We start from the raw sequence: 12,673 nt of genomic DNA, 5'->3' as shown, positions 1-12,673 counted from the left end.
AACAGCCGTGTTCAAGCCAGTATATGCTGATTTGTACACGGCTTTTATATAATGAATTTCTTTGAAATTCATTGCGACATGAAATTTCCCATGGAAATTTCATGATATAATATTTTTTTAGTTTTATCAGACTTTTAAAAAATCCACGCGTATTATATAGTGAAAATAAATTTACTAACATGCTAGAAAAGGGGAATATAAAGTGGGAAAGCAGTTATTCAGATCCAGAAATAACAAAATGATAGCAGGGGTGTGCGGAGGCATAGCTGAATACTTTGCGATAGACCCGACAATTGTGCGGCTTGTATGGGTGCTTATCACATTGACCTACGGTATTGGGCTTATAGCTTACATCATAGCTGCCATTGTAATACCCGATAATATGTATCAAAGTTATGAAAATTATGAGCAAAAATCTAATGAGGAATATGCAAAACCAGCGGTAAGCAGCGATAAAACAAACTTAATCATTGGATGCATATTGGTACTTATCGGTGCTTTTGCAGTTTTAAAGCGTTTCTTTTACTGGTTTGATTTCAGCTTGTTATGGCCGGTGCTCTTGATAGCTGTCGGAGCTATAATATTATACAACGGTTGGAGGAAGCCCAGATGAAGAAGGAAAGTATCGGAGCCGGAATTTTTTTAGTATCTTTAGGACTTTTATTTCTTCTGATAAATTTTGGTGTGCTGGATTGGTCGATTTTTGAAGCTTTTTTCGACCTGTGGCCGGGAATATTAATAGTTATTGGCTTAAACATCATATTTAACAATAACAGGATAATAAAGATAATTACCTGGCTTATTTTTCTTGCCGCCGTCATAGCTTACGGATATTATGACAACAACATTTTAAGCCAGCCGGGAATAAATTGGAAGGATATCGTTATATTTAAGGATATAATATTTACGAAGAAAATGGTGTAAAGTAAATGATTGCAAAGAAGCGACAAGCTCTTTGCAATCATTTGCATGTTTGAAAAACCATGGCTTGTTACAGGTTAAAATTTTTTAACCTGTTTTTTGTTTGTTTATTGCACCTTTTTGGTTTTGAAATTCATAAAATACTCATATAAATATCTACTAAGATAGTATTAAGCTTGAGAAAATCCCATTAAAAAGGAGGGATTTATGTGGAATTCAAAGAGCTGATTGAGAAGGATAGGGAAGCTAGAAAATCTCAAGAATTTGAGGGTACATTCCTCGATTATCTTGATATTGTGAGTAAAGACCCTGACTTAGTGAAGTTTTCCCATAAGAGGCTTCACGACATCATTATCGAAAAAGGGTTTGAAGTACTGAAGCCGGAGGATGATCCCAAAATTAAAAAGATACATGGAAATGAAGTAATTAGAAAATACAATTTTTTCCGAGATAATTTCTTCGGCATAGATAAGACCCTTATGAAAATAGTGAGCTATTTCCATGCTTCATCCATGAGAGGTGAAGAGTCAAGGCAGGTATTGTATCTGGTAGGTCCCGTAGGATCGGGAAAATCCTCAATAGTGGAAACGCTAAAGAGCGCATTGGAACAAAGCCCGGCGGTGTATGTCCTTAAGGGCTGCCCTATGAGAGAAGAGCCGCTTCATTTAATTCCCAAGCACTTGAGAAAAGATATGGAAAAAATGCTGGATGTTCAGATAGAAGGAGATTTATGCCCTATATGCAGATATAGGCTGAAGGAAGAATATAATGGGGAATATGAGAAATTCCCTGTTGTAACCAGCAATTTTTCAATAAGGTCAAGGAAGGGAATAGGAGTAGTTCCGCCAGTGGATCCCAATAACCAGGATACATCTGTACTTACAGGTAGTGTGGATATATCAAAATTGGATTTATACCCTGAAGATGATCCAAGGGTGCTATCACTAAACGGTGCTTTCAATGTGGGCAACAGAGGAATGGTAGAATTCATTGAGGTATTTAAAAACGACGTGGAATATTTGCATACCATTATAACTGCTACTCAGGAAAAAGCCATACCATCACCGGGAAAGGGCTCCATGATCTATTTTGACGGTATAATTATAGCCCATTCCAATGAAGCTGAATGGAATAAATTCAAATCTGACCATACAAATGAAGCAATACTTGACAGAATAGTAAAGGTAGAAGTTCCGTATTGTCTTGAAATGAGTGAAGAAGTGAAGATATATCAAAAGATTTTAAAGAGCAGCAACTTCAAAGCTCATATTGCACCTCATACAATTGAGACGGCAGCTATGTTTGCTATTTTATCAAGGCTTTCACCTTCTGCAAAGGTGGACCCTCTCACCAAGCTTAAAATATATAACGGCGAGGAAATAGTGGAGAAGGGAACAACCAAGAAAATAGATATCATTGAATTAAGAGATGAAGCCGGTTTAAGAGAAGGCTTCAGCGGAATATCCACAAGATTCATAATAAAATCCATAGACAATGCCTTATCTAACTCTGAAAATGGCTGTATCAATCCATTAAGCGTAATGGAGAGCATGATTAAATCCGTTAAGGAAATAGATATCGCAGAGGACGATAAAAAGAGATATCTTGCATTCCTTCAAGATACCATACGCAAGGAATACAATAAAATATTGGAAAAGGAAATCACAAAGGCCTTTATTGTAAGCTTCAGGGAGCAGGCGGAAAGCTTATTTAACAATTATCTTGACCATGCAGAATCCTATGTAAACCGGACTAAAATTAAAGATAAGGCAACAGGTGAGCTTTTGGAGGCAGACGAAAAATTCATGAGATCCATAGAAGAGCAAATAGGAATATCCGAGGGTTCTGCAAAAGGCTTCAGGCTGGATGTTACTGCATATATGTTCTATCTCATGCGTAAAGGCGGAAAAATTGATTATACCTCCTATGAGCCCTTAAAGGAAGCAATAGAGAAAAAGTTGACGGTATCTGTGAAAGAGCTCTCCAGGGTCATAACAAAATCAAAGGTAAGGGATAAGGAGCAGGATGAAAAATATAATTCAATGGTTGAAGAAATGAAAGCTAACGGTTACTGTGACCATTGCTGCGATGTTATATTAAAATATGCGGCTAATAACCTATGGAAGGATTGAGAATAAATGTCTATATTCAGGCAATTCAATCCTATCAGCCATGACAGAGCAGCAGAAGATAAAAGAAGGCACAGGCAGCTGGTGGAAGACTCTATAAAAAAGAATCTAAGCGACATTATATCAGAGGAAAGCATAATAGGCCAAAGCAGTGACAAGAAAATAAAGATTCCCATAAGAGGATTAAAGGAATATCAGTTTATATACGGCAAAAATTCGCCGGGGGTAGGAAGCGGTGACGGAAGCGAAAAAAGATGGGATAAGATAGGGAGCGACAGGGGCCAGGGCCAAGGGAGTCAGGGAGCTGGTAATGATGAGGGTGACGATATATATGAAACTGAAGTCACCATTGAGGACGTAATTAATTATCTCTTCGAGGATCTTAATCTGCCCTATCTGGATAGAAAGAGGTTTTCTGAAATATTATCCCAGAGTTCCACTAAAAGATCAGGTTATCAAAGAAACGGCATACCTCCCAGGTTTGCTAAAAAGCGTACCGTGGTTGAAAAATTAAAACGAAAACAGGGCATGAAAAGAGCAATGGTAGAAAAGGGCGAGGAGGGGGAAATCGAAAGGTTCCCGTTTAAAGAGGATGATTTAAGATTCTACAGAGTTAAACAGAATAAGAGAAGAGAATCAAATGCAGTTGTCATTTGCATAATGGATACTTCGGGTTCCATGGACCAGACCAAGAAGTATCTTGCCCGTTCCTTTTTCTTTCTGCTTTATCAATTTGTAAAGATGAAATATCTCAATGTAGAAGTAGTCTTTGTAGCTCATTCAACTGTGGGAAAAGAAGTTACGGAAAATGAATTCTTTCACAAGGTGGAATCGGGAGGAACTTATATTTCCAGCGGATATGAAAAAGCCTTGGAAATAATACACAGCCGTTATAATCCTGAACTGTGGAATATATATGCTTTTCATGCTAGTGATGGTGACAACTGGAGTGAAGACGACAACAAGGCTGTTGAGACTGCCCGGAAAATGTGTGAAGTTTGCAACCTATTCGGATATGCGGAAATAACTTCAAAATACTATATAACGAATATAAAGAAAAAATACATTGAAAGTATAAGCAACAAGAATTTCGCCATTGTGACAATAGATAAAAAGGAAGACATCTGGCCTGCCTTTAAAAGCATTTTAAAGAATGATACCGTGGAGGTCGGATAATATGGATTATGTAATAAAGGATTTGGAAAAGTGGGGAGAAATAATAGAAGAAACGGCAATTAAAGCAGGTCTTGATTTTTATCCTCAGGAGTTTGAAATAATAAATTATAACGATATGCTTGCTTATGAAGCCTACATCGGTATGCCTTCCCGGTATCCCCACTGGAGCTTCGGCAAGGCCTATGAAAAATTGCAGACCTTATACAGCTATAACCTTTCCGGTCTTCCTTATGAGATGGTTATTAATTCTAATCCCTGCATAGCTTATCTCATGAAGGATAACACCCTGCTTTTGCAGATACTGACAATAGCCCATGTATATGGACATAATGACTTTTTTAAGAACAACCGGCTGTTTAAGGAAGCCACCGATGCAAACTATGTGGTGGAAATGTTTAAAAACCATGCTGATATAATAAGAGAATATATAAACGATCCCAGCATCGGTTATGAGGAAGTGGAGCGAATTTTAGACGCTGCACATACCATAAAATTGCAGACTGTAAGGTCCTTCGGAATGAAAGTATTAGACGACGAAAAGTATAAAAAAGATTTGATGTCCGATTACAAAGACAAAGCCAGCAAATACGACCCCATATCACCTAGAATTCTTCCAAATCTTCCGGACTTAACCAAAATACCCTTAGAGCCGGAAGAGGACTTGCTGCATTTCATTATGAAATACGGCGAATTATACGAATGGGAGAAAAATGTTTTAGGTATTGTCCGGGAAGAAACAAAGTATTTTATCCCCCAGATTGAGACTAAAATAATGAATGAAGGCTGGGCTAGTTACTGGCATTACAATATTCTAAAAAGGCTGGAGCTTCCTCAGAATTTTTACATTGAATTCATTAAGCGCCACAATGATGTTGTGGCTCCCTTAAAAGGAAGCCTCAATCCATATTATCTAGGTTTTGAGATATATAAAGATTTGGCAGGCAAATACGGTGAGGAAAAAATATTTGAAGTAAGGGCATTGGAGCGAGATGAATCCTTTTTAAGAAGATATCTTACAAAGGAGCTTTGCGTTAAGCTCAATCTCTTTGAATACAGGAAAAAGGACAGCGATTATATAATATATGAAATATCCGATGACGAAGGCTGGGAGGAAATAAGAAATACTCTGTGCTGCTCGGTAGGCATGGGTGGTGTTCCCATAATTAAAATAGTTGATATGTCTCGAAATGACAGAACCTTAACCCTCGAACACATATACGACGGAAGGGAATTAAACAGGGTTTATGCAGAAGAGACACTGAAAAATATCAACATCCTATGGGGTCACAGGGTGGTATTAAACACAGTATCCGGCGGAAAGCCTATATCCTTTAAATGTGAAGACAAAAAGATCATACCTTAAAATATATTGAAAGATTTATAAAAATCATTATCCGCTTTTAAAGCGGATAATGATTTTTTGTTAATCTATGGGTAAACCTAGGCAAGTTATGATAAAATAAATAATAAATATTGTTTTGCAATAGGGAGGTATATTATGTACAGGCAAATAAAGCATAGCGAATATTCCAAAGAAATTCTGGAGCAATTGCAAAGGGGTGCTTTTCTTACTGTTAAGAGCGGCGATAAGGTAAACACCATGACAATAGGCTGGGGTGCGTTGAGCGTTATATGGGGCAAGCCTGTTTTTACAGTATTGGTAAGAAAATCAAGATATACATATGAAATCATTGAAGAAAGCCATGAATTTACTGTAAGCCTGCCAATTAAAGGACAGCTAAAGGAAGCTTTGGGCTTTTGCGGAAGCAAGTCAGGAAGAAATACAGATAAGTTCAAGGAATGCAATTTAACATTAAAAGACGGGCAAAAAGTGAATGTACCGGTTATAGATGAATGCGATATTCAGATAGAATGCAAAATAGTATACAAGCAGGATATGGATGAGAACTGTCTTGATGCTGATATCAAAAGCAGGGCTTATGCTAAAGGAGATTATCACACAATTTATTATGGTGAGATCGTTTCTATTTATATAAAAGAATAATGCCTGTATTGAACAACAACATGAATATGCATAATTTGCAAACAGAGTTGTAAAAATTATACAATTGTGCTATAATTACAGTGTTCATTTAATACAAATATGATATCCCCCTGTTCCGGAGGAAATGATATAGGGTTAAATGAAAGTTATTAAAAAGAATGGGGGGTGCTCAAAATGGCAGATAAGACAATTATATGCAAAGATTGCGGGAAAGAGTTTGTCTTTACGGAAGGTGAACAGCAGTTTTATGCCGAAAAGGGTTTTGCAAACGAACCAACAAGATGCAAGGATTGCAGAGCTGCAAAAAAAGCCAGGTTTAATAATGATGAAGGGGATAACAGAAGGCCTAAGACCAACAGCTTTAATTCACCTAGAGTTTCAAAATATTAATGCAATTTTAAGAGGTTGTGAAATACACAGCCTCTTTTATATTGTTTAGATATGAAAAGTTAAAAATGTATAAAATACAGATAATATTATGTATAATGTATAAAGAATAGATTAAAGAAATTATTGGCAAGTCAGGAGGAACTTATGGATAAAACAGCTGTTGTAATAATGGAAAAGAACAAGGACACAGGTTTTTTGGAAAAAGAGCTTGGAAGCTACTCGGTAAATCATGATATGAACCACATAGATAAAATATATGCCATGGAAGAAGATGGAGAGATTATAGTAAATCTTCACTTAACGGTGGCAGGAGATTTTGAGGACTGGGAATTCAATGCTATACTGGATAATTATGCGTTAGAGCTTTATGATAATGTGGCAGTTTCTATAGAGGAGGATGAAGAAGGATATAATCCGACATGGCATTTGAAATTCAAATTTGAAGCAAATGACAGCGATGTAGAAAGAAAATTAAATGGGATAATGGACATACATGACAGGGAATTAAAAAGAGTACTTGAGGCAATTAAGGATTTAGAAAGCGAATACAAGAGTTAAATATATAAGTATATTTATGAGGTGAAACCTAAATGCCAAAGAAAACTGCCAGAAACAGCGAAATTCTCAAAAGTTCCAAGATAAAAACTTCACCTAAGCTGTATCCGCTGCTGGTGGAGCTGGTTAATGATGATAAAGAAGAGCTGGCGGAAGCGGTGTTAAAAACCGATTATTTATTGGAATATGCCAGTTCCTGCATAAGGCAAAGGGATTATAACGAGGCAAAAACAGCCTTAAATAAAGCAAAGGACAGAATAGACTCTCTTAAAGAAAATGACGTGGATGTTGATTATCTTTTGTATTTATTTGAGGGCATATCGAAGAAAGTAAAGATTAAATAAAAGTTAAATACACATACTATAAGAATAAAGGGCAAGATTACCCTTAAATTTTTACAGACAAAAGGACGGGGCATAAATGAAGAAATCATTGCTATGTGTATTGCTTTTCATTTCAGTTATATGCTTAGGCTGCAAAAGCATTGTTCTCTCTTCTTTAAATCAGCTTGAAGATGACTATGAGATTATCATGAAAAGGGACATACTATGCCTTATGATGGCATATCCGGATTATATTACCGGAGCAGAAAAAATGGAAAATGAAAGCGTTTTTATTATAATGAAATCAGGAAAGCGTGTTTTATATGATGATAAGAGGCAAAAAACATTTGAAATGAAAATGAGCAACCCCGATATTCAGGATATGATGGAAGTAATATATCCTATTAATGATATAAAGGCCCTCATGCCCCTTGAATGTGATCCCGGCCGCATAAGGGTATACTCCATTTTAAAAGAGGTATACGGCAGCACAAAGGAAAAGATACAGTCAAACTTAACAGGTGTGAAATTTGGATATAAAAGCTTAAGCTTTAATAAAAACAACAATGCAGCATGTGCATTGACCGAGGTCTCAAAGGAACTTATACCCCTTGCCTACAATAAAAGCAAAATTTATTCTTGCTTATTTCCCCCAAGCGGTACCTTTAATTACAGGAATATATCCGGAACTAATCTTTTAAGCCCCCACTCCTTTGGAATTGCCATTGACCTGTCAAAGGACAAAAGGGATTACTGGAAATGGACTAATAGGGAAACAGGTGAGAAAAGGATGCTGTCTTACCCCAGGGAAATAGTAAAGATATTTGAAAAAAACAATTTTATTTGGGGGGGCAAATGGGGGCATTTTGATATACTTCATTTTGAGTACCGTCCTGAGATAATTTATAAGGCATTGTATTTTTCAAAAGCACCGGATAAAGATTCTCCCTGGTATTCCGGTCTTGATAAGAGGGATGATAATATCAGAAAATACATTGAAACCATCGATAACGCACTTTAATTTACTTAAGGAGGAACAGTATAACCCTTGCTCCTAAGAAATTAGACAAAGTCTTTTAAAGCAGTGAACTTCACTGCTTTTTTCATGCTATAATTAAAATATAAGTATTTTGAATACAATACCAATATAAACGAAAGGGGATAGATATGAAGAAAATTGCCTTAATATTCAATGGCGGCACTATTACAATGAAGGTGGACGAAAGGATAAAAGCTGCGGTACCTACCTTATCCGGTGAGGAAATAGTGGCAATGATTACCGGCATTGAAGAATTTGCGAAAATTGAAATAGATACATTTTCAAATTTGCCGGGACCTCATATTACCCCTGAAAAAATGCTGGAGCTTTCAAAATATGTGCAGAAGGTTTTAGACAGAAAAGAAATAGATGGTGTTGTTATAACCCATGGCACTGATACCCTGGAAGAAACAGCTTATTTTTTAGACCTGACAATAAAGAGCCATAAGCCCGTCGTTGTAACCGGTTCCATGCGAAACAGCTCGGAGCTTGGCTATGACGGTCCGGCCAATTTGTCGGCTTCCATATGTACGGCAATAGCAGATGAGGCAAATAACAGGGGAGTACTGGTAGTTTTAAACGGCGAGGTTAACTGTGCCAGTGAGGTTACAAAAACAAATACCATGAGTCTTGATACATTTAAAAGCCCGGAGTTCGGGCCCATAGGCATAGTGGATAATAACGAGGCTCTTTTTTTTAGAAACAGGATTAACAGGCACAATATAGAAATACGGTCTTTAGAAACAAGGGTGGAGCTTATAAAATGCGCGGCGGGTATGGATACCAAATTCATCGATTACTGCATCGAGAAGGGAAGCCGGGGAATTGTAATTGAAGCATTAGGCAGAGGGAACTTGCCGCCACAAATGGCCAAGGGTGTAAAGGGCGCTATAGATAAAGGAATAGCCGTTGTGATGGTATCCCGCTGCTTTGAAGGAAGGGTTTTAGCAACCTATGGCTATGAGGGAGGCGGAAAGGAATTAAAGGATATGGGAGTTATTTTCGGTGAATATCTACCCGGCCAAAAAGCCCGCATAAAGCTTATGATTGCTCTAAGCTATACCGATAATATAGAAGACATAAGAAAGATATTTGAAAAGTAATTGGAGGTTTAATATGAACAGTATAATTAAAAAAATGGAAGGTAAAAAAACAGTCATAGGTCCTTTTGCTGCTGTTTGCGCCACTGAAACAATTGAAATGCTGGGTTTGGCGGGTTTTGATTTTTGCATAGTAGACGGAGAACATGGGCCGGGAACGTTTTTAACCCTTCAGAATGCTTGTATTGCAGGGGATAATAAGGATCTTGACATATCAATAGTTTATAGGGTGCCTGAAAACACTAACGCAGCTATTGGACATGCATTAGACATTGGGGCGGCCGGGGTGGTAGTTCCCCATGTAGATGATGTGGAGTCGGCAAAAAGGGCGGTTAAGGCAGCAAAATTTTATCCACTAGGGGATAGGGGAATGCATGGGGTGGTAAGAGCCGCAAGATACGGAAACATAAATATGGATGAATACATAAAAAAGTCAAATGAAGATACCATGCTCATGATCCAAATAGAAGGAATGGAAGGCTATAATAATCTGGATGATATCTTAGAAGTTAAAGGTATTGATGGTATATTCATAGGACCATATGATCTTTCCCAATCCATGGGAGTACCTGGGCAGGTAAACCATCCGGAAGTCATTGAGAGGATAGAAGAGATTATTGAAAGGATAAAAGCTAAAAAAGAAGATATGTTCATCGGAATTTTCACAACGGATGTTGAATCATCAAAAAAATGGGCGGACATGGGAGTTCAGTTTATTGCATATCAGATTGATACAATGATATTTTCGGCTGCTGCCAAAGCTGCAGTAAATAGTCTGAGAGACAAAATAAAGTAATGTCACCCCCATAAATTACCGCAGTCTTAGTCCTTGAAAGAGGGTAAGGGCGGTGTTATAATATGAGTGAACAAACAAAGAGCATAAAGTCTTCCTGAGGTGCTCGAGTAACCTTGTATGTTCAACCGACAGAATGAATACGGGAGTTCGGAGTTTTGTATATTATGTCACGCCTGCTTGTACAGGAAGACAGAGGATATGAACAGGACACCCACCTGCTGTAAGGCGGGTATGAACATGCAGGAAATCGGCATCATGGGACTAAAAGGTATATAGAACCTTACCTTATGGGTAAGGTTTTTTTTATTTTCTGAGAAATCCTTAATATATAAAAAATTATGAATAGAAACATTAAGCATCAAATATATTTAGAATGAAATGGCAAACTTAAGTTATGTAGAATGGATGTTGCCAATACATATATTTGGAGGGAGGATTTTATGAAGCTTGATCTGTTTGATTGGCTGGCACTTATTTTAGTAGTTATAGGAGCTATTAACTGGGGACTTTTAGGATTGCTTAATGTGGATTTGGTTGCGCTTATCTTCGGAGGGCAGATGGAATTTGTGAGCAAGGTAATATACAGCATTATTGGACTTGCCGGGGCTTATATGATTTATATGCTTACCAAGCTAAAGAGAGCGTAAAAAATCCCATCTTAAAACTCCGGTTTTGAGATGGGATTTTTTAACGGTATCTATCTGACAGGCTTGCGCTCTTTAAACAGCAATGAAATGGAATAAACTCCGGCGGCTCCTATAAGAGTATATAGAGCTCTGCTTATAATTGAGCCCTGGTCTCCGAAAAGGGCGGACGCAAGGTCAAACTGAAATAAACCAATTAAGCCGTAGTTCACCGCCCCAATTATCATTAATATTAACGCCAATCTATCCATTTGCTCACTCCTTAGTGCTTATTTGTTTACTCATTGCAATGTCTACATTATATTTTGCATTAGTTTTTAATTATATGCATTTCTGTTTTAGGCTATAAGCTGCAATAGAATGATTGGAAAATTATTGTTAGCTATATTTGGTATGACACAATATTTAAGAGGATAATTGGACATGCGTGTGTTATGAGCCTGTCTTTTAAAAACATCAAAGGTCATGAAAGATATAACCACAAAAACGGCTTTGCCCCAAATCCCTTTTTTTTATATAATGTCCATAGCCTTAAAATAAGTTAGGGCCAGCTTGCTAATACATTTACGCTGAATCCCGCATTGCGGGTACGGAGGAACCAGTTTTGGGGTTAATCGGCATTAATATTTAAGCTTGTATTAATGCAGTAGGGAACCTTTCATCCCGAACCCGTCAGCTAACTTCGGAAGCAAATAGAAAGGGGAAACACAAATGAACATAATAAAAAAGGCGTCAATGTCCATGATGATTGCATTGGCATTGACGGCACCTGTGCTGTTTAATGGGCATGCATTTGCTGCATCAACTTTGGCAGTTAAAAGCACAGGGGCGGAAGTCTTAAAGCTTCAGGAGAATCTTAAGGCATTGGGGTACTTTAACGGAAGCAATCCTACAGGAAATTACGGAACCCTGACAAGATTTTCAGTAATGAAATTTCAGGCAGCCAACGGTTTAAGCACTGACGGTATTGCAGGGCCGGCAACATTATCCAAAGTTGATACACTAATTGGCGGAAAGTCACAAGACCTGTATACCGTAAATGAAGGGGATACTCTGTGGATTATATCCCAAAAATATGGGACAACCTCTGACAGGCTCAAAATTATAAATTCTTTAGCTGGTGATACAATTTATCCTGGTCAGAAATTAAGTACTTTAGATGAGGCAAAGACAGTATCTGAGGCAGCTTCAGTAACTGCAGAAGTCTCAGAGGAAAATATTTACTGGCTGGCAAGAATAATAGAGTCCGAAGCTTCAGGAGAACCATATTTAGGAAAGGTAGCCGTAGGAAATGTTATTTTAAACAGAATGGAATCAAAGGACTTCCCTGATACAATAAAAGAAGTTATCTTTGATGACTACAAGGGTATACCTCAGTTCAGCCCTGTAGCAGACGGAACCATATACAATACTCCAGGTACCGACAGTATCAAGGCCGCAAAAGAAGCATTAAGCGGTTCAAGACCAGTAGGAAATGCCACGTATTTCTTTAATCCTGACAAGTCGGCGGGAGAGTGGATAGTAAAGAATAAAACATATCTTACAAGAATCGGAGAACATGTGTTTTATCAATAATAAATAAAGCTCCCTTATTA

14 protein-coding genes, 1 other RNA gene, 1 pseudogene and 1 riboswitch are annotated in these 12,673 nt (G+C 37.6%); of the genes and pseudogenes, 15 read left to right on the top strand and 1 reads right to left on the bottom strand.

What is annotated here, in order from left to right; translation table 11 throughout:
- Positions 1-202: 202 nt before the first annotated feature.
- From OXPF_RS20200 to OXPF_RS20140, 14 genes and pseudogenes are all read left to right on the top strand, one after another.
- Complete coding sequence (locus tag OXPF_RS20200; RefSeq protein ID WP_054877018.1) at positions 203-613, top strand: PspC domain-containing protein; 411 nt, start codon at positions 203-205, stop codon at positions 611-613.
- On the top strand, positions 610-924 hold the full coding sequence (locus tag OXPF_RS20195; protein ID WP_054877017.1) for a LiaI-LiaF-like domain-containing protein: 315 nt from the start codon (positions 610-612) through the stop codon (positions 922-924). The genes OXPF_RS20200 and OXPF_RS20195 overlap by 4 nt, the downstream gene beginning before the upstream one ends.
- Positions 925-1,130: 206 nt before the next feature.
- Positions 1,131-3,053: a PrkA family serine protein kinase gene (locus tag OXPF_RS20190; RefSeq protein ID WP_054877016.1), complete on the top strand. Its 1,923-nt coding sequence runs from the start codon at positions 1,131-1,133 to the stop codon at positions 3,051-3,053.
- A 6-nt stretch (positions 3,054-3,059) separates the two neighbouring features.
- Positions 3,060-4,226, top strand: a complete 1,167-nt coding sequence (gene yhbH, locus OXPF_RS20185) for a sporulation protein YhbH (protein ID WP_054877015.1) — start codon at positions 3,060-3,062, stop codon at positions 4,224-4,226.
- A 1-nt stretch (position 4,227) separates the two neighbouring features.
- Complete coding sequence (locus tag OXPF_RS20180; protein ID WP_054877014.1) at positions 4,228-5,589, top strand: SpoVR family protein; 1,362 nt, start codon at positions 4,228-4,230, stop codon at positions 5,587-5,589.
- 135 nt (positions 5,590-5,724) lie between these two features.
- The gene (locus OXPF_RS20175; RefSeq protein ID WP_054877013.1) at positions 5,725-6,231 is read left to right on the top strand and encodes a flavin reductase family protein; all 507 of its coding nucleotides are present in this window, start codon (positions 5,725-5,727) and stop codon (positions 6,229-6,231) included.
- A 174-nt stretch (positions 6,232-6,405) separates the two neighbouring features.
- A pseudogene (locus tag OXPF_RS20170) lies at positions 6,406-6,573 on the top strand (zinc-ribbon domain-containing protein); the annotation flags it as partial.
- Positions 6,574-6,765: 192 nt separating this feature from the next.
- Complete coding sequence (locus tag OXPF_RS20165; RefSeq protein ID WP_054877011.1) at positions 6,766-7,179, top strand: DUF6762 family protein; 414 nt, start codon at positions 6,766-6,768, stop codon at positions 7,177-7,179.
- Between the two features lie 32 nt (positions 7,180-7,211).
- A complete protein-coding gene (locus tag OXPF_RS20160) occupies positions 7,212-7,520 on the top strand; it encodes a hypothetical protein (RefSeq protein WP_054877010.1) in 309 nt (102 codons plus the stop codon).
- Positions 7,521-7,596: 76 nt separating this feature from the next.
- A complete protein-coding gene (locus OXPF_RS20155) occupies positions 7,597-8,520 on the top strand; it encodes a M15 family metallopeptidase (RefSeq protein WP_054877009.1) in 924 nt (307 codons plus the stop codon).
- 146 nt (positions 8,521-8,666) lie between these two features.
- A complete protein-coding gene (locus OXPF_RS20150; RefSeq protein WP_054877008.1) occupies positions 8,667-9,641 on the top strand; it encodes an asparaginase in 975 nt (324 codons plus the stop codon).
- Between the two features lie 13 nt (positions 9,642-9,654).
- On the top strand, positions 9,655-10,434 hold the full coding sequence (locus OXPF_RS20145; protein ID WP_054877007.1) for an HpcH/HpaI aldolase family protein: 780 nt from the start codon (positions 9,655-9,657) through the stop codon (positions 10,432-10,434).
- An 88-nt stretch (positions 10,435-10,522) separates the two neighbouring features.
- Positions 10,523-10,700: non-coding RNA, 6S RNA (gene ssrS, locus OXPF_RS21990), on the top strand.
- A 174-nt stretch (positions 10,701-10,874) separates the two neighbouring features.
- The gene (locus tag OXPF_RS20140) at positions 10,875-11,081 is read left to right on the top strand and encodes a DUF378 domain-containing protein (protein ID WP_054877006.1); all 207 of its coding nucleotides are present in this window, start codon (positions 10,875-10,877) and stop codon (positions 11,079-11,081) included.
- 50 nt (positions 11,082-11,131) lie between these two features.
- Here OXPF_RS20140 and OXPF_RS20135 read toward each other — a convergent pair whose 3' ends face one another.
- Complete coding sequence (locus OXPF_RS20135) at positions 11,132-11,329, bottom strand: DUF378 domain-containing protein (RefSeq protein WP_054877005.1); 198 nt, start codon at positions 11,327-11,329, stop codon at positions 11,132-11,134.
- 306 nt (positions 11,330-11,635) lie between these two features.
- Positions 11,636-11,785, top strand: a riboswitch (cyclic di-AMP (ydaO/yuaA leader).
- Between the two features lie 4 nt (positions 11,786-11,789).
- Here OXPF_RS20135 and OXPF_RS20130 point away from each other — a divergent pair.
- Positions 11,790-12,653 (top strand): cell wall hydrolase, encoded by an 864-nt coding sequence (locus OXPF_RS20130; protein ID WP_054877004.1) that lies wholly within the window; start codon positions 11,790-11,792, stop codon positions 12,651-12,653.
- Positions 12,654-12,673 lie beyond the last annotated feature (20 nt).

The organism is Oxobacter pfennigii, assembly GCF_001317355.1.
GTDB classification, from domain to species: Bacteria; Bacillota; Clostridia; order Clostridiales; family Oxobacteraceae; genus Oxobacter; species Oxobacter pfennigii.
This window is presented reverse-complemented; position numbering and strand designations above follow the sequence as displayed.

Excerpts from the sequence above, each read along its gene's own strand:
- OXPF_RS20195 (WP_054877017.1), top strand. The coding sequence starts at position 610 with ATGAAGAAGGAAAGTATCGGAGCCGGAATTTTTTTAGTATCTTTAGGA.
- yhbH (WP_054877015.1), top strand. The coding sequence starts at position 3,060 with ATGTCTATATTCAGGCAATTCAATCCTATCAGCCATGACAGAGCAGCA.
- OXPF_RS20180 (WP_054877014.1), top strand. The coding sequence starts at position 4,228 with ATGGATTATGTAATAAAGGATTTGGAAAAGTGGGGAGAAATAATAGAA.
- OXPF_RS20175 (WP_054877013.1), top strand. The coding sequence starts at position 5,725 with ATGTACAGGCAAATAAAGCATAGCGAATATTCCAAAGAAATTCTGGAG.
- OXPF_RS20165 (WP_054877011.1), top strand. The coding sequence starts at position 6,766 with ATGGATAAAACAGCTGTTGTAATAATGGAAAAGAACAAGGACACAGGT.
- OXPF_RS20160 (WP_054877010.1), top strand. The coding sequence starts at position 7,212 with ATGCCAAAGAAAACTGCCAGAAACAGCGAAATTCTCAAAAGTTCCAAG.
- OXPF_RS20155 (WP_054877009.1), top strand. The coding sequence starts at position 7,597 with ATGAAGAAATCATTGCTATGTGTATTGCTTTTCATTTCAGTTATATGC.
- OXPF_RS20150 (WP_054877008.1), top strand. The coding sequence starts at position 8,667 with ATGAAGAAAATTGCCTTAATATTCAATGGCGGCACTATTACAATGAAG.
- OXPF_RS20145 (WP_054877007.1), top strand. The coding sequence starts at position 9,655 with ATGAACAGTATAATTAAAAAAATGGAAGGTAAAAAAACAGTCATAGGT.
- OXPF_RS20140 (WP_054877006.1), top strand. The coding sequence starts at position 10,875 with ATGAAGCTTGATCTGTTTGATTGGCTGGCACTTATTTTAGTAGTTATA.
- OXPF_RS20135 (WP_054877005.1), bottom strand. The coding sequence starts at position 11,329 with ATGGATAGATTGGCGTTAATATTAATGATAATTGGGGCGGTGAACTAC.
- OXPF_RS20130 (WP_054877004.1), top strand. The coding sequence starts at position 11,790 with ATGAACATAATAAAAAAGGCGTCAATGTCCATGATGATTGCATTGGCA.